We start from the raw sequence: 23,651 nt of genomic DNA, 5'->3' as shown, positions 1-23,651 counted from the left end.
TGGATCACGTTCATGTCGCAAAGCATCAGACACCCTGAAATCCTCGAAATTGCGCGACGCGACGGCAAGGTGACGGTGGAACATCTGGCCGAGCATCTGGGTGTGACCTTGCAGACGATCCGGCGCGACCTCAGCGATCTGGCCGACGCGGGTAAGCTGGAACGGGTCCACGGCGGTGCCGTGCTGCCGTCGGGCACGATCAACATCGCCTACGAGGAACGCCGCCGCCTGAATGCCGAAGGCAAGACCGCGATGGCGCGTGCCTGTGCGGCCATGATCCCCGAGGATTGCGCGATCTTTCTCAATATCGGGACCAGCACCGAAGCTGTCGCAAACGAGCTGCTGCATCATCGCAACCTGCTGGTCGTCACCAACAACATGAACGTGGCCAACATCCTCGCGCGCAACCCCGACTGCGAGGTCGTCGTGACCGGCGGCGCGTTGCGCCAGTCGGATGGCGGTCTGACCGGTGACATTACCACGGCCGCAATCCGGAAATTCAAGTTCGACTTTGGCGTCATCGGGTGTTCGGCGGTCGATCATGACGGCGATATTCTGGATTTCGACCTGCGCGAGGTCGGCGTCAGCCAGACGATCCTGGGGCAGTCCCGCCGCAAGATCCTGCTCGCCGACCATACCAAGTTCAAACGCAAGGCCCCCGCACAGATCGGGTCCTTGTCGGGGATCGATATCTTTGTAACCGATGCACCTGTTTCGCCCGATCTGGCCGAGCGGTGCGCGGGCTGGGACACGCAGGTGCAGGTCTGTCGGTCAGACATTTCGGACACCACGTCGGTCTGACGCCCCCATTTTCATCGTGAATATTGGTCCGCCGCCTGTCGTGGCTGGTGGCGGATCGCGCATGTCGCGGCGCGGGTGAATGCTGGCTTGCTCCGAATCTCAATTCCGTATAGTGGAATGGTATTCTACTTATTGGAAGTTCTGGGAGGAGCGACGATGACGAGGACTTTGGCAGCGGCGGCGGTATCGCTGGGTTTGATGGCAACATCGGTAGCCGCGCAGACCACGCTGATCTTGGGTGAGGCGGGGCCGAACCGGGGCGCGCGCGCTGTCGCCACGCAGGCGTTCGCGGATGATGTGACGGCCCGCACGAATGGCGATCTGCAAATTGACATCCAATGGGGCGGTGCCCTGTTCAAGGCCGATGCGGCATTGCAGGGGGTCAGCGATGGTGTGGCAGACCTCGGCACGATCATTGGCGTGTATTTTCCGCAGGAAATGGTGGCTTACGGCATCGCAGATCTGCCCTTGCAAAACGCCGACGCCTGGGTCGGGATGCGTGCGACGGATGCGCTGATGCGCACCGATCCGTCAATCGCCGCCAATCTGGCCGATCAGGGTCTGGTTTATCTGGGCACATTCACCACATCCGCCGTCAATATCGGCTGCAAGGATACGGCGATCCGCACGGCTGAAGACATCGACGGTCTGAAGGTGCGTGGCGTCGGTGCCTATGGCAAGGTGTTCAATGATCTGGGGGCCAACATGGTCGCCATGTCGATCTATGACGCATATCAGGGCCTGGACACCGGGTTGCTGGATTGCTCTCAGGGGTATTCCTACGCCGTGGCCGCGCTGAAACAGCAAGAGGTCATGACCAGCTACACGCTGATGGATTGGGGTCAGGTCGGTGCGCTGGGCATCTTCATGAACAAGTTCGCCTACGACGCGCTCAGCCCGGAACACCAGCAGGCGCTGAATGACGCCGGTGTCGGCATGGCCGATACGCTGGGCCGGCTGATCAATGCCGACAACGACGCCGCAGTGCAGACCATGCAAGACGCCGGTGTCGAGGTGATCACGCTGGACGCGGCGGAACGCGACAAGCTGGTGGCGCGCGGTGCGCCCTATATCGACACCTGGATCGAACAGGCCAACGCCGCAGGTCTGGACGGCGCGGGCATGCTGGATCGCTATCGCACGCTGCTGGCCGAATTCACGGCAGAGCGCGACGCCCAGGGCTATCCCTGGGATCGCTGAAACCGGCGGGCCCGCGGTGCTTATTTGCATCGCGGGCCTTTTCTTTTCTGACAGTTTGAGGACAACAGATGCTGTATCGCATCGAACGGCTGCTGCTTGACCTGGCGTGTTGCGCCGTGGTGGCACTGGGTGCGCTGATCACGATCAGCGTGGCGCTGCGCGTGACGGTCAATGGGGGTATTCCCGACACCATCGTCATGGTGCGCGAATTGATGGTCATGGCCATCGTGCTGCCGCTGGCCGCTGCCACGACGGCCCGGGCGCATATCGTCGTGGAATTTCTGTCAAACCGGATGCCACTGCGCACCCAGGGCTGGCTGGTTGTGGTCGGTGGCGTGATGGGCCTGCTGGCCCTGTCGCCGCTGCTCTATGCGGGCTGGAACGAGGCCGCGCATGCGATCACGGGTGGTTCGTATTATTTCGGACAGCTGAACCTGCCGAAATGGCCCGGCCGCGTGCTGTTCCTGATCGGCATGTCGTTTTGCTGGCTGCGCCTGCTGTTGCTGGTGATCGGGGATGTCCGCACCCTGCGCCGCGGCGGTGTTCCGCAGATGTCGCAAACCACCACCGCCAGCTTTACCGAAGACGGGGACAAGTCATGATCGACGGATCCATCATCGGCCTTTGTGCCTTTGCCGCCGTGATCGGCCTGCTGGCCATCCGGGTGCCGATTGCATTCGCACTGGCGGCCATCGGAACGATCGGCACATTCGTCATCTTTGCCACGCGGACGGGGGCGTTCACGCCGGATCGTGCGGTCAGGCCGACGACATCACTGGTGTTTTCCAATTCGTTCGACCTCATCCACTCTTATGATCTTTCGATGATCCCGCTGTTCATCGCGTTGGGCCATATTGCCTATCGGGCCGATATCACGACGCGAATCTACGACGCAGCGCGGGTCTGGCTGGCTCGCGTGCCGGGCGGCGTTGCAATGGCGTCGGTCGTGGGCTGCGGCGGATTTTCCGCGATCACGGGGTCATCCATCGCCTGTGCATCCACGATGGGCCGCATCTGTTCGCCCGAAATGCTGCGCATGGGCTATGACAAGAGCCTTGCCACCGCATCGGTGGCCGCTGGCGGCACGCTGGGATCGCTGATCCCGCCGTCGGTGTTGTTCATCATCTACGGGATTTTCACCGAGACCTCGATCTCGTCGCTGTTTCTGGCCGGTATCCTGCCGGGCATTCTGTCTTTGCTGGGCTTTTTGCTGACGATCTTTATCTGGGTGAAACGCAAGCCGAGTGCGGCACCGGCGTTCACAGGCGTGATCACCGGGCGTGACAAGTGGCTAGCGGCCGTCGGCGCATGGCCGGCATTGGCGCTGTTCGGTCTGATCGTCGGTGGGATCTATGGTGGATTTTTCACTGCGACCGAGGCTGCGGCGATCTGCGTGGCGGCCGCCATCCTGATCGGTTTCGCGCAGCGCAAGCTGACGCTGACCGACCTGTGGGAAAGCCTGCGGGAAACCTGCATCCAGACCTCTGCCATTTTCCTGATCGCCGCTGCGGCCAAGATTTTCGTGGCCTTCATCGCGCTGACCGGCGTGGCCCCGGTGATCGTCAATGGTGTCAGCGATGCACAGCTGTCGCCCGTCGTGCTGCTGGCCGCAATCGCGCTGATCTACCTGGTGCTGGGGATGTTCCTTGATCCCATCGGGATCATGGTGCTGACGCTGCCCCTGATGGTGCCGCTGGTCGAAAGCTATGGTTTCAACCTGATCTGGTTCGGCGTCGTCGTGATCAAGCTGCTGGAAATCGGCCTGATCACACCGCCTGTGGGCCTGAACGTGTTCGTCATCAGCAACGTGGTCGGCAAGGCCGTGCCAATCGACCGCATCTTTTCTGGGATCACGCGGTTTCTGGCGATTGATGTGCTGGTGCTGATCCTCATCATGTCCTTTCCGATCATTTCGCTTTTGATTCCGAATTCGCTATAGCTGGTCGGGACATAACGAACAGGAGTGACCCGGATGGACGGTGATCTGGAAAAGGACCGGCGCTTTGCCACGACCCTCGCACGGGGGCTGAGTGTTTTACGGGCCTTCCGGCCATCGGACGACGGGTTGGGCAACGCTGAAATCGCAGACCGGACCGGGCTGCCGAAATCGACGGTTTCGCGGCTGACATTCACGTTGCAGTCGCTGGGATATCTGACGCATGCCCGGCGCCACGACCGTTACCGTCCCGGACCCGCCTTGCTGGCGCTGGGCAACATGGCCAGCGCGTCGCTGTCCTTTGTGGATCTGTCGGGGCCGCTGATGCAGCGGCTGGCCGATGACACCGGCACCTTGTCGCTGCTGCTGGTGCGGGATGCGGGGCGCATGCTGATCGTCAAGACATGGCGTCCGCGCAATGTCGCTTCACTCTGGCTTGAGGTGGGGCACCGTCTGCCGTTCCACGGATCGTCGTCGGGGCATGCGATGTTCGGCGCGCTTGGCGACGATGCCTTTGCCGCGACATTGCAAGAGGCCGTTGGCGACAAGGGGCTGACGGTCCAGCAGGCGCAGACCGACCGGGCCGATGCCCAGAACCAGTTGATGACCCAAGGCTATGTGATCACCGATCCCGACAGCTATTTCGCGGCCAACATTCACGCCGTGGCCGTGCCGTTTCATGCGCGTGAACTGGGTGAACCGGTTGTTTTCACCTGTGGTGCCATGCCCGCCGCGCTGAGCGTGGCACGGATGCGCGAAGAAGTGGGGCCCAAGCTGGCGGGCACCGTGCGCGATCTGGAACGCATGATGGGGCAGGGTGGGGCGACCGGATCAAGAGATCTGTAATATATTCCGCATAGCGGAATATCATTTTGCATATTGAAATATTTGACCAGTGCGGTATGCCGGGTACGAGGACCGGGAGGAGGCACGCGTGACCCACGTCAGTTATGATTTGCAGGACCGCGTGGCGGTTCTCACCGTCGACAATCCACCAGTGAATGCGCTGGGGCAGGCGGTGCGCCAGGGTCTATGGGATGCCATCACGCGATTTGACGCCGATGACGGCGCGGATGCCGCCGTCATCATCGGCGCAGGCCGTTTGTTCATCGGTGGCGCGGATATCACCGAATTCGGCAAACCGCCTGTGGAACCCTATCTGCCTGATGTCATCAACCGGATCGCGGACAGTCCCAAGCCCGTGGTGGCTGCGATCCACGGCACCGCCCTGGGCGGCGGGCTAGAGGTCGCGCTGGGCGCGCACTACCGGATTGCCACGCCGACCGCGAAACTGGGCCTGCCAGAGGTCACGCTGGGGGTCATGCCCGGTGCCGGTGGCACGCAGCGCATGCCGCGGCTGGTGGGCGCAGAAAATGCGCTGACCCTGATGACAGCCGGCCGGCCGGTGACGGGCGCGCAGGCGCTGGACATGGGGTTTGTGGATGTTTTGGCGGGTGACAATTTACGCGCAGATGCAATGGCTTATGCGGCAAAGCTTGTGCAGGGCGGGACCGGTCCGCGCCGAGTCAGTGACATGCCGTTTCCGCAGCTCGACGCCGATCTGGTGGATGGCTGGCGCAAGCGTCTGACCCAGTCGGCGCGCGGTCAGGTGGCACCTCTGGCGGTGCTGGATGCCGTCGTGGCAGGCGCAAGGATGCCATTTGCGCAGGCCTTGGCGGCAGAACGCAAGGCCTTCCTGTCATTGCTGAAAACACCGCAGCGCGCGGGTCTGATGCACGCATTTTTCGCGGAACGTGCAGTGGCAAAGGTCCCGCAGATCAAGGGTATCGCCCCACGTCCCGTGACCCGTGCCGGTGTTGTCGGCGGCGGCACGATGGGGGCAGGGATCGCCACGGCGATGGTGTTGTCAGGGCTGCACGTCACCTTGGTGGAACGTGACGCGGCCAGTGCTGCACGGGCCCGCGACACCATCACCCGCAACCTGTCCAGCGCCGTGAAACGTGGCAAGCTGACCGAAGCTGGTCGCGATGCGATCCTGTCGGACGCGCTGGCCACAGCGACAGATTACGCCGCGTTGTCACAGGCTGATCTGGTGGTCGAGGCCGTGTTCGAGGACATGGCCGTCAAGGCCGAGGTTTTCCGCCAACTTGACCGTGTCTGCAAACCGGGCGCGGTCCTTGCCACCAACACGTCCTATCTGGACGTGAACCTGATCGCAGGGGCCACACATCGCCCGGAGGATGTGATCGGGCTGCATTTCTTTTCGCCTGCGCATGTGATGAAGCTGCTGGAAATCGTCGTGACAAATGAAACGGCTGTCGATGTGACGGCAACGGCGTTTCAGCTGGCAAAAACGCTGGGTAAGGTCGGCGTGCGCGCAGGTGTTTGCGACGGGTTCATCGGCAACCGGATCTTGTCGCATTATCGCACGGCGGTGGATCACATGGTCCTTGACGGGGCCAGCCCCTATGCGATCGACCGCGCGCTGGTGGAATTCGGCTTTGCGATGGGGCCCTATCAGGTCGGTGATCTGGCGGGCCTCGACATTGGCTACATGACCCGCCAGCGCAAGGCAGCGCAGGCCCACCCGCGTGACCGCGCGCCCCTGTTTGCGGATGCGCTGTATCACGCAGGCTGGCTGGGGCAGAAAACCGGACGTGGCTATTACATTTACGACGATGCGACGCCCAAGGGCCGGCCCAATGATGATGTGCCACCGATCATCCGCGATGTGCGTGACAGCCTGCGCCTGAAACCACGCGAATTCAGCGCAGAACAGATCGTGCGCCGCACCATGGCGGCCATGGTGAACGAGGCCGCCCGCGTGGTGGACGAAGGCATCGCCCAACGCCCCTCTGACGTGGATGTGGTGTTCCTGTCCGGTTACGGTTTCCCCCGTTTCCGGGGTGGGCCCATGCACCATGCCGACACCGTGGGGCTGGACGTCATCTTGTCGGATATCCGCGATTTTGCGGTTCTGGACGATCATTTCTGGAAACCCGCCCCGCTGCTGGAACGTCTCGTGCGGGACCGCCGGACCTTTGCCAGCCTGAATACCTGAGGATTGCCTATGTCATTGCCCGTCATCGTTTCCGTCGCCCGCACCGCAATCGGCAAGGCCGGGCGCGGTGCGTTCAACATGACCCACGGGGCGACCCTGACCGGTCATGTCGCGCGCCATGCCGTCGACAGGGCGGGGATCGATCCTGCCCTGATCGAGGACAGCATCTGGGGGACCGGCTATCCGGAATATGTCACGGGCGGTAACATCGCGCGTCAGGCCGTGATCCGCGCGGGACTGCCCGTCAGCATCGCAGGCACCACGGTCAATCGGTTCTGTGCCAGCGGCTTGCAGGCCATCGCGATGGGCGGTCACATGATCGCCCAGGAAGGTGCGCAGGCCGTGCTGGTCGGCGGGGTCGAGAGCATTTCGATGGTGCAGCCGCCCGCGCGCCATTCGCGCGACGCCTGGATTTTGGACAACAAACCCGACCTCTACATGCCGATGGTCGAAACCGCCGATATCGTGGCGTCCCGCTATGGCATCAGCCGCGCCGATCAGGATGCGCTGGGATTGCAAAGCCAGCAGCGCACGGCGGCCGCGCAGGATGCGGGGCTGTTCGACGATGAAATCGTGCCGATCACCGTGACGATGCAGGTGACGGACAAGGCGACCAAGCAGACCTCCGTGCGTGAGGTGACGATCGCCAAGGACGAATGCAACCGCCCGACCACGACGCTGGAGGCGCTGCAAGGCCTGTCGCCCGTGCGGGGTGACGATCAGTTCATCACGGCCGGAAACGCCTCGCAGCTGTCTGACGGGGCGGCGGCGCTGGTGATGATGGATGCAGATGCGGCCAGCCGTGCGGGGCTTGCGCCGCTGGGTGCGTTTCGCGGTTTTGCCGTGGCGGGCTGCGAACCCGACGAGATGGGCATCGGGCCGATCTACGCCGTGCCGCGCCTGCTGGAACGCGCGGGCCTGACCGTTGCCGACATTGATCTGTGGGAGCTGAACGAGGCCTTTGCCAGTCAGCTGATCTATTGCCGCGATGTGCTGGGCATCGACAACGACCGTTTGAACGTGAACGGTGGGTCCATCGCGCTGGGTCATCCGTTCGGCATGACAGGCGCGCGCATGACCGGGCACCTGCTGATCGAGGGCCGCCGCCGGGGTGCGAAACTGGGCGTTGTCACCATGTGCATCGGCGGTGGCCAAGGGGCCGCTGGCCTGTTTGAAATCTACTGAGGGGGACCGTCATGGATCTGCACTACACCGACGCCCAGACGGCATTCCGGACCGAGGTCCGCGATTTTCTGGCCGAGCATCTGCCGAGCCGCCTGTCGGACAAGGTCCGCAATGGCCAGTCCTTGACCAAGGCCGATCACGAGGAATGGCACGCGATTCTGAACGCGCGGGGCTGGCTGGCGGGCAACTGGCCGGTTGAACACGGCGGCACGGGCTGGGACGCGGTGCAGCGCCACATCTTTGAGGATGAAATGACCAAGGCGCACGCGCCGCGCATCGTGCCGTTCGGGCTTGCGATGTTGGGGCCGGTTCTGATGGCATTCGGGTCCGAGGATCAGAAATCCTATTGGCTGCCGCGTATTCTGAACGGCGACGACTGGTGGTGTCAGGGTTATTCCGAACCGGGGGCCGGGTCCGATCTGGCTGCGGTGCGGACCTCTGCTGTGCGTGACGGCGATGATTACATCGTCAACGGGCAGAAAACATGGACCACGCTGGGCCAGCACGCGAACATGATTTTCTGCCTCGTGCGCACCAGCACCGAAGGCAAGCGGCAGGAAGGCATTTCCTTTTTGCTGATCGACATGAACAGTCCCGGCATCACGGTGCGGCCCATCGTGCTGATCGACGGAGGGGCCGAGGTGAACGAGGTATTTTTCGACAACGTTCGCGTGCCTGCCGCCAATCTGGTCGGTGAGGAAAACAAGGGCTGGACCTACGCCAAATATCTGCTGACGCATGAACGCACCAACATCGCGGGCGTCGGATTTGCCAGCGCCGGGCTGGAACAGCTGAAACGGATCGCACGGGCCGAACAGTCGGGCGGTCAGCCATTGATCAAGAACCCGCTGTTTGCCGCGCGCATCGCACAGGTGCAGATCGACCTGATGGCCATGGCCACGACCAATCTGCGTGTCGTCAGTGCCGCCGCCGCGGGCCAGGCCCCGGGTGCCGAAAGCTCGATGTTGAAAATCAAGGGCACGCAGGTGCGTCAGGAAATCAACGCGCTGACCATGCAGGCCGTCGGTCCCTATGCCATGCCGTATGTGTCCGAGGCACTTGAGGGCGACAACGACCCCGTGGGTCCCGCCTATGCGCAGGCGCGCACGCGGCAATACCTGAACAACCGCAAACTGTCGATCTACGGTGGCTCGAACGAGGTGCAGCGGTCGATCATCGCCAAAGCCATTCTGGAATTGTGAGACAGCCATGAACTTTGACCTGACCGAAGAACGCCAGATGTTGCAGGACGGCCTGCGCCGTTACCTGCGTGACCAATATACCCCCGCCTTGCTGTCGCAGATCGCAGACAGTGAAACGGGCTGGTCCGATGCTGTCTGGGCTGGGCTGGCCGAGATCGGGGTCATCGGCGCGCTGTTTACCGAAGATCAGGGCGGTTTTGGCGGGGCGGGTTTCGATATTGCGCTGGTGGCCGAGGAGTTGGGCCGTGTCGGGGCGACCGAACCGCTGATCGACACCGGGCTGTTGGGCGGTGGGTTGATCGCGGCGCTGGGTGATGCGGATCAACAGGCACTACTGGAGGAGGTCATCGCAGGCCATCGTCAGATGGCGCTGGCTCATTCTGAGCCCGGCAGCCGCTACGACCTGTCTCGGGTTGCCACCACCGTGACGGACGGCAAACTGTCGGGTCGCAAGGCGGTTGTCGTGAACGGCGGGGCAGCGGACAGGCTGATCGTCAGCGCGCGCAGCAGCGGGGATGTGGCGGATGAGGCGGGGATCAGCCTGTTCATCGTGGACGCGGATGCGCCCGGATTGACCCGGCGTGGCTATCCGTTGACGGGTGGCGGCCATGCGGCGGAAATCACGCTGGACAACACCCCCGGCACGCCGCTTGGCGCAGCGGGTGAGGGGTATCAGGCGCTGGCACAGGTTCACGCCCGCGCCACGCTTGCCATCAGCGCCGAGGCCGTCGGCCTGATGGACGCGATCCGCACGCTAACCACTGACTACCTGAAAACGCGCAAGCAATTCGGCCAGCCGATCGGCAAATTTCAGGCGCTGCAACACCGCATGGCCGACATGCTGATCGAGATCGAACAGGCCCGGTCCGCTGTCATCAACCTGGCCGGGCATGTCGATGCCGATGCGCTGGTGCGCGATACCCATGTGTCGGCGACCAAGACGCTGGTGGGGCAGGCGGCGCGTCTGGTGGCCGAGGAATCGATCCAGCTGCACGGCGGCATCGGCATGACGCAGGAATATGCGCTGGCGCATCTCGCGCGGCGGTTGGTCATGGTCGATCACCGTTTTGGCGACACACTTTATCATACCGAACGGTTCGTGGCGCTGGCCGTGGCCTGACGCAACCGACCACCGTGGGGAGGCGGTGTTCACATGCAAAACGCAGACCGCATCGACGCGCTGATCGCACGGCAGTCGGCGCTATGGCCGGACGCCACGGCCATCATCGATCCCGATGGTGCCGTCAGTTTCGCGCAATATGATCGCAATATCGCGGCAGCGGGCGCACTGCTGGCGCAATCGGGCGTCATGGCTGGCGACCGCGTGCTGATCGTGGCGGAAAACTGCCTTGCAACGGCGGTTTTCATCTTTGCCGCCAGCCGGGTCGGTGCGATCGCGGTGCCGGTGAATGCGCGCATGACCGCACCGGAAATTGCCCGTGTCACGGATCACGCGCAGCCACGGGTGGTGATCTATACCTCTGGCTGTTCCGCCGAGGCGCTGGCCCACGCAACATCCGCCGTGTCGCATGACATCGGTTTTGGCCCGTTGCACCTGATGCAACGTGATACAGGCCCCGCCGAGGCTGAGGTGGGTGATGTTGCCGTCATCCTCTACACAACAGGCACGACGGGTGCGCCCAAGGGGGTGATGCTGACCCACGCCAACCTGATCTTTGCCGGTGGGCTGTCGGTGCAGTTGCGCAGCATGACCGCGCAGGACCGGATCTACGGCGTGCTGCCCCTGACCCATGTCTTTGGTCTGGCGTCCGTGCTGATCGCCTGCGCGCTGTCGGGGGCTGCGTTGCAGTTGGAAACGCGGTTCAGCCCGGCACGCCTGCACGCGGCCCTGACCGGCGGTGTGACGGTTTTTCCGGGCGTGCCGCAGATGCACGCGCTGCTGATGCAATATGCGGCTGACCGGGGGTTGACCCGGCTGACGGACAGCGTGTTGCGCTATGTCTCGTCCGGGGCGGCCCCCCTCGATCCCGCGTGGAAGGCCAAGGCGGAGGCGTTCTATGGCCTGCCGCTGCAAAATGGCTACGGCATGACCGAAAGCACCGCTGGCGTCAGCGGCAGTCGCAATGCAATCGGTGACCCCGACACCAGCGCGGGCCGCCCATTGCCGGGGGTTGATGTCAGGATAGATGCGCCAGCCGGGGTGCAGGTCGGCGAGGTATTGACCCGTGGCCCGCATGTGATGAAAGGCTATTACCGCGCCCCCGATCTGACCGCGCAAACGGTGCAGGATGGCTGGCTGCGCACCGGCGATCTGGGCCAGCTGGACGCGGCCGGAAACCTGCATATCGTCGGCCGCGCCAAGGAGCTGATCATCCGTGGCGGCTTCAACGTCTACCCGCCAGAGGTGGAAACAGCCCTGAACGACCATGCAGAGGTGATCCAGAGTGCCGTGATCGGTGCCGCCAATTCGGTGGGGGACGAGGATATCCTCGCCTTTGTGCAATGTCGCGATCCTGCGACATTTGATACGGCGGCCCTCGCGCACTTTGTCGCGGGGCGATTAAGCGGCTATAAGCGGCCAACACGGATTTTTGCGGTAGATGCGCTACCTGCGGCCCCGACGGGCAAGATACTGAAACATAAACTGCTGGACGCCTTTGCGGACCTGCTGATGAAAGAGGGATAACGACATGGCAAAAGACATGATTGGCATGGGCCCCGACCTGGGCAGCTTTGACTGGAGCGACGCGCTCTTGCTGGAAACCCAGCTGACCGAGGATGAGCGCATGCTGCGCGATGCCGCCCGCGACTTTGCCCAATCCGAACTGCAACCGCGCGTCACGCAGGCCTACCGCGACGAGGCGGCGGCCCCTGAACTGTTCCCGCTGATGGGGCAGGCGGGTCTGCTGGGCTGCACCATCCCCGAAGAATACGGCGGGCTGGGCGCGTCCTATGTCACCTACGGGTTGATCGCGCGCGAGGTGGAACGTGTGGACAGCGGCTATCGGTCGATGATGTCGGTGCAATCCTCGTTGGTGATGTATCCGATCCACGCCTACGGGTCCGAAGAGCAGCGTCAGAAATACCTGCCCGGTCTGGTCAGCGGTGAATTGATCGGCTGTTTCGGCCTGACGGAACCTGATGCGGGGTCCGATCCGGGCGGCATGAAAACCACCGCCCGCAAAACCGCCGATGGATACGTGCTGAACGGGTCCAAGATGTGGATTTCAAACGCACCATTCGCGGATGTCTTTGTCGTCTGGGCGAAATCAGAGGCGCATGACGGCAAGATCCGCGGCTTTGTGTTGGAAAAGGGGATGGACGGCCTTTCCGCGCCCAAGATCGGCGGCAAGCTGTCGTTGCGGGCCTCGACCACCGGCGAGATCGTCATGAAGGACGTGGCCGTGGGCGAGGATGCGCTGTTGCCGGGTGTGCAGGGCCTCAAGGGGCCGTTCGGCTGCCTGAACCGTGCGCGATACGGTATCGCATGGGGCACGATGGGGGCCGCAGAGTTCTGCTTCCATGCCGCCCGTCAATACGGGCTGGACCGTAAGCAATTTGGCAAACCATTGGCGCAGACCCAGCTATTCCAGAAAAAGCTGGCGGATATGCAGACCGAAATCACTCTGGGTTTGCAGGCGGCATTGCAGGTCGGTCGGTTGATGGACACAGGTCAGGCCGCACCCGAAATGATCAGCCTGATCAAACGCAACAACTGCGGCAAGGCGCTGGATATCGCCCGTCACAGCCGCGACATGCATGGCGGCAACGGAATTTCCGACGAATTCCATATCATGCGCCACATGATCAACCTGGAAACCGTCAACACCTACGAGGGCACGCATGACGTTCATGCGCTGATCCTGGGGCGTGCAATGACCGGATTGCAGGCGTTTTTCTAGGACGCAAACAGCACCGGGCCGCGCGCCCGGTGCTATTCGCCGCGCGGGAAACGGGCGTTTTCCTCGACGATGTTCAGGTCCATGTGGTTGCGCATGAACCGTTCGGACGCCTTTTGCAGCGGCTGGAAATCCCACGGATAATAGCCGCCCTGACGTAGTGCCTCGTAGACAACCCAGCGGCGGGCCTGCGATTTGCGCACGTCCGCGTCGAAACGGTCCAGATCCCAGCGCGCATCGGCCATGGCGCGCATCCGGTCCATGATGGCCTGCGCTGCGGGATCATCCGCGCGGTTCACCATTTCATGCGGGTCGGTGTTCAGATCGAACAGCTGGTCAGGGTCCAGCGCGCAACGCGTATATTTCCAGCCGTCCTGCACCAATGCGACCATCGGGGCATAGCTGGCCTCTGCCGCGTATTCCATCGCGACTGGCGTGCTGCGCGGGGTGCCATTTGCCACCGGGATCAGGCTTTCGCCTTGGGTCCATGGCATGACCTCGGCCATCGAAATCCCCGCCAGATCGCATAGCGTGGGGCAGACGTCGATGTTGGATACGGCGTCAGTGACCAGACCGGGTGTCAGGCCCGGTGCGCTGATCATCATCGGCACGCGGGCCGATCCCTCGCGAAAGCTCATCTTGAACCACAGACCGCGTTCGCCCAGCATGTCTCCGTGGTCGGAAACGAACAGGATCACTGCCTCCTGGCGCGTGGCTGCGAGGGCATCCAGCATCTCGCCCACCTTGTCGTCGAGGTAAGAGATGTTCGCGAAATAGGCCTGACGCGACCGGCGGATATCGCGGTCGGTGATGTCGAAATCGCGCCAGTTGTTGGCATCAAAAATACGCTGGGAATGCGGATCATGCACGGCATAGTCGAGCGCTGCAACCTGCGGGTCCAGGTGGTCGCAATCGTTATACAAATCCCAGTATTTCTGCCGCGCCACATAGGGGTCATGCGGATGGGTAAAGCTGGCGGTCAGGCACCAGGGCCGCGGGTCCAGTCCGCGCCCGTATTCGCGGATCTTGCGCACCGCGTGATAGGCGACCTCGTCATCGTATTCCATCTGGTTGGTGGTTTCGGCCACGCCGGCACCGGTGACGGACCCCATGTTGTGATACCACCAGTCGATGCGTTCGCCCGGTTTGCGATAGTCGGGCGTCCAGCCGAAATCGGCGGGGTAGATGTCGGTTGTCGTGCGTTCCTCGAACCCGTGCAACTGGTCGGGACCGACGAAATGCATCTTGCCCGACAAACAGGTTTGGTAGCCAGAGCGCCGCAGGTGATGGGCATAGGTGGGCAGGTCCGACGGAAATTCGGCCGCATTGTCGTAGATGCCAGTCACCGATGGCAACTGGCCCGACATGAACCCACCCCGGCTCGGCGCACATAGGGGCGATGCCGTGTAGCAATTGGCGAACCGCACCGATTGCGCCGCCAGCCGTTTCAGGTGCGGCGCATGCAGCCAGGGGGCAGGGCCATCGGGAAACAGGGTGCCGTTCAGCTGATCGACCATGATGATGAGGATGTTGGGATGGGTCACATGGGGTCCAGTTCTGGCGGGTGACGTTGCGGCACTTTGTCGAAACGGCCTGCCGTACATTTCATTTGTTTGAATCAGTCGGAAGGCAGGGTTGCAATAGAGGACAGGCTATTGTCTCTTGTACCTATCACAAAAACGACGCCGATTGTTCTGATCGCGACCGGCGCAAAACAGGGATGTATTCATGAAAAAAGCACTACTGGCTTCTGCCGTCGCATTTGCAGCACCGACCATGGCGCTTGCCGATTGTGGCGAGGTGTCGATCACCGAGATGAACTGGGACAGCTCTGCTGTTGTGACCTATGTGTCCAAATTCCTGATGGAACAGGGCTATGGCTGCACAGTCACCACCGTGCCGTCCGCGACCGTCACATCGCTGGCGTCGGTGTCCGAAACCGGCAAGCCCGACATCGTGACCGAGCTGTGGATCAACGGGACCCCCGCATATGGCGAGCTGTCCGAGGCTGGCCGCATCGTCACGCTGGGCGACGTGCTGTCCGACGGCGGTGTCGAGGGCTGGTGGATTCCGACCTATCTGGTCGAACAGCACCCGGAGCTTGCCACGCTCGAAGGTGTGAAGGCCAACGCCGACCTGCTGGACAACCGTTTCCACAACTGCCCTGACGGATGGGGCTGCAAGAACACCAACGCATCGCTGACCGAGGCCGCTGGTCTGGCGGACAACGGGTTCGAAATTTTCCAGCATGGCTCGGGCGAGACGATGGCCGCATCCATCGCGGCGGCCTTCGAAAACCAGGAACCCTGGCTGGGCTACTACTGGGCACCGACCTCTGTTCTGGGCAAGTATGACATGACGATGGTCGATCTGGGCCCCTTCAACGAGGAGGTGCACATGTGTAACTCCAACCCCGAATGCGAAGGCGTCGGCCTGTCGTCCTATCCCGTCGGTCCTGTCAAGACGATCGTGACCACGACCTTTCAGGACGATAACCCCGAGATCGCCGACATGATGTCCAAGGTGTCGTTCACCAACGCGCAGATGGGTGAAGTGCTGGCATGGAAAGAGGAGAACAACGCCTCTGCCGAAGAGGCCGCTGTCTACTTCATCACCAACAACTCTGACGTCTGGTCGCAGTGGCTGAACGAAGAGGCAGCCACCAACCTGGCCGGCCTGATCCAGTAATCCGAAAATTGGCCCTTGCCGTGCGGCAGGGGCCTTTTCCAATATGAATGGCAAAGGCCGCGCTCCGCTGGCCTTTGCATTTGCGCGAACGGGACGGGTGTTTCATGGCCTTTTACGACAAATTCTTTGAGGCGTTGGGCCTGCAGGCCTGGTGTGGCGAAGCCACCGGCGGGCCGATGACGATGGCCGAACTGATGGCGCAGGCCACGGGGGCCGACAACAGCGCCGCCGCCACGCCGCTGATGGACACGCCGTTTCCGTCGCTCGATGTGCTGCACGGATCCTGCAATACCATTCCGCGCACACGTGACATGACAGAGGCGGTCGAACAAAGCTTTATCGGGATCAAGGACGAGCTGCGGTTCGTGCTGGACCCCATCACGGCCCCACTGGGCTGGCTGCTGGATCAGGCGCTGGTCTGGTTTCAGGCAACGCCGTGGTTTATCATGATCCCGCTGTTGATGCTTCTGACCTGGTTCACCGCGCGGTCCGTCGGGGTGCTGGTGCTGGTGACGTTCTCGTTCCTGTTCATGGCGATCATCGACCACTACGACGCGGCGATCGCGACCCTGTCGATCGTCTTTGTCTGTACGATATTCTCGGTCGTTCTTGGCGTGCCCATCGGCATCGCCATGTCCAAGAGCAACACGATGCAGCGCATCACGATCCCCATTCTGGACATGCTGCAGACGCTGCCGACCTTTGTCTATCTGATCCCCCTGATCTTCCTGTTCTCCGTGACCGAGAGCAAGCTCTACGGTATCGCAATCATCCTTTATGCTATCGTGCCGGTCATTCGACTGACCGACCTCGGGATCAGGCTTGTGGACAAGGACGTGATCGAGGCCGCCGACGCATTCGGCATGTCCAGCCGACAAAAGCTGACGGGCGTACAGATCCCGCTGGCCTTGCCCAACATCATGGCCGGTATCAACCAGACCATCATGATGAGCCTTGCCATGGTGGTCATCGCATCGCTGGTGTCCGCACCGGGGCTGGGCCGTCTGGTGCTGCGCGGCATCAACAATCTGGAACTGGGCGTCGGGCTAGTCGCAGGATTCTGTATCGTGCTGCTGGCGATCCTGCTGGACCGCGCAACCAAGGCGGCACTGGGCCGCATCAACACGAGCGAGCAGTGAAACCATGACAGACCAAAAAGACATCAAGGTTTCGATCCGCAACCTCTACAAGATTTTCGGCGACAATCCGAAATCCGCGCTGGAATACGTCCGCGCAGGGCTGGGCAAACCCGAACTGCTGGAACAGCACCATCACGTGCTGGGCCTGCAGGACATCAACGTCGATATTCGCGCAGGCGAGGTGACGGTCATCATGGGGTTGTCGGGGTCAGGCAAATCAACGCTGATCCGGCACCTCAACCGCCTGATCGAACCCACCGCCGGCGAGATCATCGTCAACGGCGAGGACGTGCTGTCCTACAACGAAACCAAACTGCACAGCCTGCGCCAAAATACCATGTCGATGGTATTCCAGAAATTCGCGTTGTTCCCGCATCGCACGGTGTTGGAAAACGCAGGCATGGCGCGCCGCGTGCGCGGCGAAAATGCCGCCGCCGCCGATACCGAAGGTAAAAAGTGGCTGGAACGCGTGGGCCTTGATGGGTATGGCGGGCATTATCCCAACCAGCTGTCGGGCGGCATGCAGCAGCGTGTCGGCATCGCGCGCGCGCTGGCATCCGACAGTGAGATCATGTTGATGGACGAGGCATTTTCCGCCCTCGACCCGCTGATCCGCACCGACATGCAGGACCTGCTGCTGGAATTGCAGCGAGAGCTGCACAAGACCATTGTCTTTATCACGCATGATCTGGACGAGGCGCTGAAACTGGCCGATCACCTCGTGATCCTCAAGGACGGGGCAGTCATCCAGCAAGGCGAGCCGCAGGACATCCTGCTGCACCCCAATGATCCTTATATCATGGACTTTATCGCTGACATCAATCGGGCGCGCGTGCTGCGGGTCCGGTCGGTGATGAAGCCCACCACGACCGAAGTGCCGAACATCGCAGGCGAGGTGGACGCCAATTCCAACCTTGAACGCGTGATTGCCATGTCAGAGGGCGACACCAACCTGCATTACCGTGTGATGCAGGACGGTCAACAGGTCGGCCTGCTGCACATGCGCGATCTGGTGCGCGCGCTTGTCCCGGTCGAGGCCTCTGACCCGGCGCGTCGCCTGAGCGCCTGAGGCGCAAAATCGCGTTGCCCGACGTTCTGCGCTGTTGCATTCTACGCCCGAGGGTGGAGGACAATCAGTGAAGAAACGGATGTTGGGCGCAGGTGCGGTGACGATGCTTGCCGGTGCGGTCTGGGCTGCGGAAACGGTGTTGCCGCCTGCGATCACGGATGCCGATTATGCGCCGGTAGATCCTGCGCAGGCAGAACTGGGTCAATTGCTGTTTTACGATCCGATCCTGTCGGGCAGCGATCAGGTCGCCTGCGCCACCTGCCATCATCCGAAATTTGGCACCGGCGACGGGCTGTCGCTGGGGCTGGGCGACGGGGCCACGGGGCTGGGTCCGGACAGGCGTGCGGATCCCGACAACCTGCCCGAACAACGCATCCCGCGCAATGCGCCCGCGCTGTTCAATCTGGGTGCGCATGAATTCACGACCCTGTTCCATGACGGGCGCATCGCCGTGGACGAAAGCCGCCCCGGCGGGCTGCGCACGCCACTGGCCGAGGACATGGCCAGCGGTTTTGCCTCCTTGTTGTCGGCACAAACGATGTTCCCGGTGCTCAGCCCCGACGAAATGGCGGGTCATTATCAGGAAAACCCGATCGCGCTGGCGGTGCGGCAGGGGCGGTTGACCGGGCCGGGCGGGGCCTGGGACCTGATCTCGCGCAAGGTGGCGGGGGTGCCTGCCTATACGGACATGTTCATCGCGGCCTTTGATGATATCGAAACGGCCGATGACATAGGGTTCACGGATATTTCTGATGCCGTCGCGGCCTTCATGGCGCTGGAATGGCGGTCCGACACAGCGCCGTTCGACGCGGTGTTGCGTGGCGAGGCCAGACTGACGGGCGCGGCACAGCAGGGCATGGAGCTGTTCTATGGAGCGGCCGGCTGCGCGGATTGCCACAGCGGCCCGTTTCTGACGGACCATGATTTCCACGCCATGGGGGTTCCGCAGATCGGACCTGGCAAGGGGGCACGGTTCGAGACACGCTATGACGACCGGGGCCGCGCCGAGGTGACGGGCAACCCCGATGACCTCTATGCGTTCCGAACGCCGAGCCTGCGCAACATCGCATTGACCGCACCTTATGGGCACGCAGGCAGCCATGCGACGCTGGCCGGTTTCATTGCCGATCACGCGGATCCTGTGGCGGCACTTGCTCGCTATGATTTGGGGCAGGCGGCCCTGCCTGACCTGCCGGTGGCGGATGCGCGCGCGCTGGAAGACACCGCACAGGTGAATGCCATCGCGGCAGCCGTCACGGCCGCGCCGGTCGCACTGTCGGACGCGGACATCGCGGCACTGGTGGCGTTTCTGGATACGCTGACCGATCCTGTGGCGATCGACGGCCGGTTGGGCGTACCGGACAGCGTCCCGTCAGGTCTGCCTGTTCCGGACTGACCAAGCGGTGCGCCGGTGGCGCGGGTGGGTGCCTCCGGCGGGAGTATTTCGGGCAAGATGATACAGGGATCGGCACCGGGTCGCTGACCTGCAAGGCGGGTCAGGGGCGTTGGATGTTGTGGATGAGGCCGGCTGCATAGGTTGCGCGTGACGTGGTGCCATCGGTCCAGGTGATCGTGACATCGGCCTGCCTGGCAGAGCCGAGCCCGACGTGCAGCGGCAGCGCCTGTCCGCCGGCGTGCCCGCCGCCCACGCGCAGTTCCCTGATCTGGCTGCCCTGGTCTGTCGTCACGCTGACCCGCGCGCCGATTGCATTGCGGTTGCCGCCGGGCTGGCTGAGGGACAATCCGATCCAGTGGCCCGCTTGTGCCGTGGTGTTCCGGTACAGCAGCATATTGGCCCGTCTGTTGACGACCACCAGATCCAGCAGGCCGTCACCGTCGAAATCCGCCAGCGCCGCGCCCCGTGCCCGCGCGGTATCGGCGACACCTGCGGTTTCGGCAGCCTCGGCAAAATTGCCGTCCGACTGCTGGATCAGCAGGTTGTTGGGGTCGGCCATGGCATTGGTTGGCATCTGGTCGACATTGCCCTTGGCGATGAACAGATCGGGGCGCGCATCATTGTCCACATCGCCGAATTCCGCATGCCAGCCCGTCGAGGGGCGGCCATCGTCACCGATGAAGGGGCGCTGCGCATAGGTGCCCAGGCCGAACGGCGCGCGCGCATAGGTGCCGTCTGGCTGGGCGAGTTGCATCAATTGATCCCCCATGGAGGTCAGCATCACCTCGTCGCGGCCGTCGCCTGTCAGATCGGCACTGGCGATCCCCATGCCCCAGAGCGAGACATCCTCCCAGCCGTCGGCCGGACCCAGGAACCGGCGGTCCGCGATGTCCCACATCTGTTCGTAACCGGTCCGAACGTAATAATGCCTGTCGTTGGAGATCCGCAGCGCCATGCGGCCCCGCGCATCGGATGCGGCAAGCATCGACAGGGCGCAGAACCCCGGTTCAAGGGTTTCCGCCCGGTAGCCTTCGGGTGTCGGGCGCAGGATCGTGTTGGTGTCGCAGGCCTCGAACGGGCCGTCGGGGTCTGCGCGATCGACATAGTGACCCACGGCCATGATTGGGCGGTTGTCGTCCTCCCACCAGGCGGTGAAGGCGGTTGTCCATTGATCGGACTGCGGGATGCCCCATTGCTGCGTGGCGTCGCTAAAGGCGCAACCCGGTCCGCCGCGCAGGGCCACGTCGGGGCCCACGCGCATCACATAGAGGTCCATGTGGCCATCGGCGTCGATATCCAGCGGATAGGCCCCCGTGACGCCGGTCAGCCTGGGCAAAGGCATTGGCGCGAACTGCATGTCACCTGTATTGCGCCACAGGGCCGCGGGATTGCTGCCGCCCGCGGCAAAGAGATCGGGCCGCGCGTCGCCGTCGCAATCCATGACCGCCACGCCACCGCCGACGAAATGTTCCCAACCGCCGTCATAGACGTGACCGCCCAGCCTGTCCGAGACGTCGGCGAAACTGACCTGTGCTGCGGCAGGTGCAGCCCAGGCGATCAGGACCAACGCCCGGATCATGCGGACAGCAGCCTGTCTGTCAGTGCCGACAGCGCGAGTGCGGCCGCACCACGCGCCCAGACCAGATCATCCCAGACATGGGTCACGATCTGGCAACGCGACCGGCCTTCGGTCAGGGTCAGGGTTTCCATGTCGGTCACAACATCCTGCGAGAAAAGATAATTATAGCGTATCCGTTCGCCCGCAAGGATCACGAGCGCGGGATCGAACAACTGGACTACATTGGCCAGCCCGACGGCCAGATAGCGCCCCGCGCGGTCAAAGATCGTGCGCGCCGCCACATTGCCCGCCTGCGCCTGCGCATAGAGCCGTTCGATCAGATGTCCGGGGTCTGTCGTGGGGTCGGTGTCGTTCAATGCGGTCGCAGCCTCGCGGGCCAGTGCATAATCCGCCAGATAGGCCTCCAGACAGCCACGCTGGCCACAGCGGCACAGCGCTCCGTCCAGCGCAACCTTGGTATGGCCCAGTTCCAGACCCATGCCGCGGCTGCCGCGGAACAAGCGGTTGTTCAGGACCAGCCCCATGCCGACACCGTGTTCGATGGTGACCACGGCGAAATCGGGGCGATTGCGCCCCTGACCGAACCACAGTTCAGCAAGTGTCAGCACATTTGCATCGTTGTCCAGCGTGACGGGCACGCCGAAACGGGCGCGGGCCAGCTGTGCCAGTGGTATGTCGACCCCCCACAGCAAGGGCGACCACGGCACGATACCCGTTTCATGATCGACGATTCCGGACAGGCCCAGCCCGATCCCGGAAATGTCCGGCATGGTCAAACCCGCACCCGCCAGAAGGTCGGAAATCAGCTGGTCCAGTTCGGTGATCAGGTCTTCGGGTGTCTTGCGGCTGCGCGCGCTGGGCCTGCTGATGTCGGCGCGTGTGATGCCCGCAAAATCGGTCACAACCGCGGACAGGCTGGCATCGGCGATCTTGACCCCCACCACACAGGCAAAGCCCGGCACGACGGACAAGGCGACGGGCGGGCGCCCGCGGCCCTGTTCGCGGGCGGGGGCTGTGCATTCCGTCAGTAAACCCAGCTGGATCAGATCGGCCGTGATCGCCGTCACCGACCCCGCAGAGACATCGAGCCCACGTGCAATGTCAGCCCGCGATGCCTGTCCGACGGCGCGCACATGGGCAAAGACCTGCTGGCGCAGGGACAGCGTCTGACCGTCCTGCGTTCCGACGCGTGGTCCACACCCCGGCACGGCGCTGATGTCGGGCGCTTCGGCATCCATTTCTTTACCTCCCGAAATAAATAATCGCCGCATGCGGCCATTATTCGGATCGCACGGCCCTCCATTGCCGTGCATGCGGTGCATTACGCCGATTGATGGCGGATATGGCAAGAATATTTCACGGGCTGGCGTAATTTATTTTGACAACTGAAATAAAGTGGGCATGCTCTTGTGCACCGGGGGAGATCCCGAATCCGCGCGTTGCGCGGCACAACCGTCTGGGAGGACACAATGAACAAGTCAATTATCGCCGCCGTCATCGCGACGGTCGGTTTCAGCTCTGCCGCGCTGGCCGAAAGCCACAGCGTCACTGTTGGCGTGAGCTGGTCCAACTTTCAGGAAGAGCGCTGGAAAACCGACGAAGCAGCCATCCAGGCCGCCCTCGAAGCGGCTGGCGCAAGCTATATTTCTGCTGACGCGCAGGCGTCTGCGGCCAAGCAGCTGACCGACATCGAAGCCCTGATCGCACAGGGTGCTGACGCGCTGATCATCCTTGCGATGGACAAGGACGCGATCGGGCCGGCAATCGACCAAGCCGCTGCCGAAGGCATCCCCGTTGTCGGCTATGACCGTCTGATCGAGGACGACCGTGCATTCTACCTGACCTTTGACAACAAGGGTGTCGGCACGATCATCGCCGAAACCGTGTCCGCCGCTGCCCCCGAAGGCAACTATGCCATCATCAAGGGCGATCCCGGTGACCCCAACGCGCTGTTCCTGCTGGAAGGCATGATGGAAGTGTTGCAGCCGATGATCGACAGCGGTGCCGTCACCATCGCAGGCGAGGCATTCACCGACGGCTGGAAGCCCGAGAACGCTCAGCGCAACATGGAACAGATCCTGACGTCGAACGACAACAACATCGACGCCGTGCTGTCCCAGAACGACGGTATGGCCGGTGGTGCGATTGCAGCACTTGCAGCGCAGGGTCTGGACGTGCCGGTCGGTGGTCAGGACGGCGATCTTGCTGCGCTGAACCGCGTTGCACGTGGCACGCAGACCGTGTCCGTGTGGAAAAACAGCCGTGATCTGGGCCGTCGTGCCGCTGATATCGCTGTCGCACTGGCCAGCGGCACCGCACTGGACGCCGTGCCCGAGGCACAAAAGTGGGCCGGTGGCGAAAACGGTGTGGAGATGAACGCCATCTTCCTCGCACCAACGCCGATCACCGCCGACAACCTGAACCTCGCGATCGACGCAGGCCACATCTCGAAAGAGCAGGCATGTGAAGGCGCGATGGAAACCGTCGCAGCCTGCCAGTAAGGCAACCGAAAATCCGGCGCGGGCCTGCCCCGCGCCGGACACCCGCATGACCGCGGTGCTGCCGCGATCATGT

The 23,651-nt window shown here is 62.8% G+C and carries 19 protein-coding genes; 16 read left to right on the top strand and 3 right to left on the bottom strand.

Translation table 11 applies throughout. The features are described 5' to 3' along the window. The first annotated feature begins 12 nt into the window (after window positions 1-12). The 11 genes from AN189_RS08155 to AN189_RS08105 all read left to right on the top strand — a co-directional run bounded on the left by AN189_RS08155 (window position 13) and on the right by AN189_RS08105 (window position 13,209). Entirely contained in the window at window positions 13-801 is a 789-nt protein-coding gene (locus AN189_RS08155) for a DeoR/GlpR family DNA-binding transcription regulator (RefSeq protein WP_056034252.1), read from the top strand. Window positions 802-957: 156 nt separating this feature from the next. Then, on the top strand, window positions 958-2,001 hold the full coding sequence (locus AN189_RS08150) for a C4-dicarboxylate TRAP transporter substrate-binding protein (RefSeq protein ID WP_056033834.1): 1,044 nt from the start codon (window positions 958-960) through the stop codon (window positions 1,999-2,001). Window positions 2,002-2,069: 68 nt separating this feature from the next. Further along, window positions 2,070-2,603 carry a TRAP transporter small permease gene (locus tag AN189_RS08145; RefSeq protein WP_056033832.1) on the top strand — a complete coding sequence of 178 codons (534 nt, stop codon included), beginning with the start codon at window positions 2,070-2,072 and terminating at the stop codon, window positions 2,601-2,603. Continuing rightward, window positions 2,603-3,940 carry a TRAP transporter large permease gene (locus AN189_RS08140; RefSeq protein WP_056034249.1) on the top strand — a complete coding sequence of 446 codons (1,338 nt, stop codon included), beginning with the start codon at window positions 2,603-2,605 and terminating at the stop codon, window positions 3,938-3,940. The genes AN189_RS08145 and AN189_RS08140 overlap by 1 nt, the downstream gene beginning before the upstream one ends. 33 nt (window positions 3,941-3,973) lie before the next feature. Next, complete coding sequence (locus AN189_RS08135; protein WP_056034247.1) at window positions 3,974-4,783, top strand: IclR family transcriptional regulator; 810 nt, start codon at window positions 3,974-3,976, stop codon at window positions 4,781-4,783. Window positions 4,784-4,871: 88 nt separating this feature from the next. After that, window positions 4,872-6,959: a 3-hydroxyacyl-CoA dehydrogenase NAD-binding domain-containing protein gene (locus AN189_RS08130; protein ID WP_056034245.1), complete on the top strand. Its 2,088-nt coding sequence runs from the start codon at window positions 4,872-4,874 to the stop codon at window positions 6,957-6,959. Window positions 6,960-6,968: 9 nt separating this feature from the next. Further along, on the top strand, window positions 6,969-8,144 hold the full coding sequence (locus AN189_RS08125; RefSeq protein ID WP_056033829.1) for an acetyl-CoA C-acyltransferase: 1,176 nt from the start codon (window positions 6,969-6,971) through the stop codon (window positions 8,142-8,144). A gap of 11 nt (window positions 8,145-8,155) precedes the next feature. Continuing rightward, on the top strand, window positions 8,156-9,346 hold the full coding sequence (locus AN189_RS08120) for an acyl-CoA dehydrogenase family protein (RefSeq protein ID WP_056033825.1): 1,191 nt from the start codon (window positions 8,156-8,158) through the stop codon (window positions 9,344-9,346). A gap of 7 nt (window positions 9,347-9,353) precedes the next feature. Beyond that, on the top strand, window positions 9,354-10,466 hold the full coding sequence (locus AN189_RS08115; RefSeq protein WP_056033822.1) for an acyl-CoA dehydrogenase family protein: 1,113 nt from the start codon (window positions 9,354-9,356) through the stop codon (window positions 10,464-10,466). 33 nt (window positions 10,467-10,499) lie between these two features. Then, the gene (locus tag AN189_RS08110; RefSeq protein WP_056033820.1) at window positions 10,500-11,993 is read left to right on the top strand and encodes a class I adenylate-forming enzyme family protein; all 1,494 of its coding nucleotides are present in this window, start codon (window positions 10,500-10,502) and stop codon (window positions 11,991-11,993) included. 4 nt (window positions 11,994-11,997) lie between these two features. Next, the gene (locus AN189_RS08105) at window positions 11,998-13,209 is read left to right on the top strand and encodes an acyl-CoA dehydrogenase (protein WP_056033817.1); all 1,212 of its coding nucleotides are present in this window, start codon (window positions 11,998-12,000) and stop codon (window positions 13,207-13,209) included. Between the two features lie 32 nt (window positions 13,210-13,241). Here AN189_RS08105 and betC read toward each other — a convergent pair whose 3' ends face one another. Next, window positions 13,242-14,750 carry a choline-sulfatase gene (gene betC / locus AN189_RS08100; RefSeq protein ID WP_056033814.1) on the bottom strand — a complete coding sequence of 503 codons (1,509 nt, stop codon included), beginning with the start codon at window positions 14,748-14,750 and terminating at the stop codon, window positions 13,242-13,244. Window positions 14,751-14,934: 184 nt separating this feature from the next. Between betC and AN189_RS08095 the strand changes: the two genes are divergently transcribed. The 4 genes from AN189_RS08095 (at window position 14,935) to AN189_RS08080 (ending at window position 19,498) form a co-directional block, all read left to right on the top strand. Further along, a complete protein-coding gene (locus AN189_RS08095; RefSeq protein WP_056033809.1) occupies window positions 14,935-15,894 on the top strand; it encodes an ABC transporter substrate-binding protein in 960 nt (319 codons plus the stop codon). Between the two features lie 104 nt (window positions 15,895-15,998). Further along, window positions 15,999-17,033, top strand: coding sequence for a proline/glycine betaine ABC transporter permease (locus tag AN189_RS08090; RefSeq protein ID WP_056033806.1), 1,035 nt, complete (start codon window positions 15,999-16,001; stop codon window positions 17,031-17,033). Between the two features lie 4 nt (window positions 17,034-17,037). Further along, window positions 17,038-18,102 (top strand): glycine betaine/L-proline ABC transporter ATP-binding protein, encoded by a 1,065-nt coding sequence (locus AN189_RS08085; protein ID WP_056033803.1) that lies wholly within the window; start codon window positions 17,038-17,040, stop codon window positions 18,100-18,102. A 103-nt stretch (window positions 18,103-18,205) separates the two neighbouring features. Further along, complete coding sequence (locus AN189_RS08080; RefSeq protein WP_253279586.1) at window positions 18,206-19,498, top strand: cytochrome-c peroxidase; 1,293 nt, start codon at window positions 18,206-18,208, stop codon at window positions 19,496-19,498. 100 nt (window positions 19,499-19,598) lie between these two features. On the opposite strand, the gene AN189_RS08075 is transcribed toward AN189_RS08080, so the two are convergent. Together AN189_RS08075 and AN189_RS08070 are read right to left on the bottom strand one after the other, a co-directional pair. After that, window positions 19,599-21,077 carry a CRTAC1 family protein gene (locus AN189_RS08075; RefSeq protein ID WP_056033800.1) on the bottom strand — a complete coding sequence of 493 codons (1,479 nt, stop codon included), beginning with the start codon at window positions 21,075-21,077 and terminating at the stop codon, window positions 19,599-19,601. Next, entirely contained in the window at window positions 21,074-22,315 is a 1,242-nt protein-coding gene (locus tag AN189_RS08070) for an ROK family protein (protein ID WP_056033797.1), read from the bottom strand. Before AN189_RS08070 ends, AN189_RS08075 begins: the two co-directional genes overlap by 4 nt. A 231-nt stretch (window positions 22,316-22,546) precedes the next feature. Between AN189_RS08070 and AN189_RS08065 the strand changes: the two genes are divergently transcribed. Continuing rightward, the gene (locus AN189_RS08065; RefSeq protein WP_056033794.1) at window positions 22,547-23,578 is read left to right on the top strand and encodes a substrate-binding domain-containing protein; all 1,032 of its coding nucleotides are present in this window, start codon (window positions 22,547-22,549) and stop codon (window positions 23,576-23,578) included. Window positions 23,579-23,651: the final 73 nt, after the last annotated feature.

The organism is Loktanella sp. 3ANDIMAR09 (assembly GCF_001420005.1).
GTDB lineage: Bacteria > Pseudomonadota > Alphaproteobacteria > Rhodobacterales > Rhodobacteraceae > Loktanella.
This window is presented reverse-complemented; position numbering and strand designations above follow the sequence as displayed.

Excerpts from the sequence above, each read along its gene's own strand:
- AN189_RS08135 (WP_056034247.1), top strand. The coding sequence starts at position 3,974 with ATGGACGGTGATCTGGAAAAGGACCGGCGCTTTGCCACGACCCTCGCA.
- AN189_RS08115 (WP_056033822.1), top strand. The coding sequence starts at position 9,354 with ATGAACTTTGACCTGACCGAAGAACGCCAGATGTTGCAGGACGGCCTG.
- AN189_RS08070 (WP_056033797.1), bottom strand. The coding sequence starts at position 22,315 with ATGGATGCCGAAGCGCCCGACATCAGCGCCGTGCCGGGGTGTGGACCA.
- AN189_RS08080 (WP_253279586.1), top strand. The coding sequence starts at position 18,206 with ATGCTTGCCGGTGCGGTCTGGGCTGCGGAAACGGTGTTGCCGCCTGCG.
- AN189_RS08110 (WP_056033820.1), top strand. The coding sequence starts at position 10,500 with ATGCAAAACGCAGACCGCATCGACGCGCTGATCGCACGGCAGTCGGCG.
- AN189_RS08090 (WP_056033806.1), top strand. The coding sequence starts at position 15,999 with ATGGCCTTTTACGACAAATTCTTTGAGGCGTTGGGCCTGCAGGCCTGG.
- AN189_RS08120 (WP_056033825.1), top strand. The coding sequence starts at position 8,156 with ATGGATCTGCACTACACCGACGCCCAGACGGCATTCCGGACCGAGGTC.
- AN189_RS08145 (WP_056033832.1), top strand. The coding sequence starts at position 2,070 with ATGCTGTATCGCATCGAACGGCTGCTGCTTGACCTGGCGTGTTGCGCC.
- AN189_RS08105 (WP_056033817.1), top strand. The coding sequence starts at position 11,998 with ATGGCAAAAGACATGATTGGCATGGGCCCCGACCTGGGCAGCTTTGAC.
- AN189_RS08065 (WP_056033794.1), top strand. The coding sequence starts at position 22,547 with ATGAACAAGTCAATTATCGCCGCCGTCATCGCGACGGTCGGTTTCAGC.
- AN189_RS08085 (WP_056033803.1), top strand. The coding sequence starts at position 17,038 with ATGACAGACCAAAAAGACATCAAGGTTTCGATCCGCAACCTCTACAAG.
- AN189_RS08150 (WP_056033834.1), top strand. The coding sequence starts at position 958 with ATGACGAGGACTTTGGCAGCGGCGGCGGTATCGCTGGGTTTGATGGCA.
- AN189_RS08125 (WP_056033829.1), top strand. The coding sequence starts at position 6,969 with ATGTCATTGCCCGTCATCGTTTCCGTCGCCCGCACCGCAATCGGCAAG.
- AN189_RS08095 (WP_056033809.1), top strand. The coding sequence starts at position 14,935 with ATGAAAAAAGCACTACTGGCTTCTGCCGTCGCATTTGCAGCACCGACC.
- AN189_RS08075 (WP_056033800.1), bottom strand. The coding sequence starts at position 21,077 with ATGATCCGGGCGTTGGTCCTGATCGCCTGGGCTGCACCTGCCGCAGCA.
- AN189_RS08155 (WP_056034252.1), top strand. The coding sequence starts at position 13 with ATGTCGCAAAGCATCAGACACCCTGAAATCCTCGAAATTGCGCGACGC.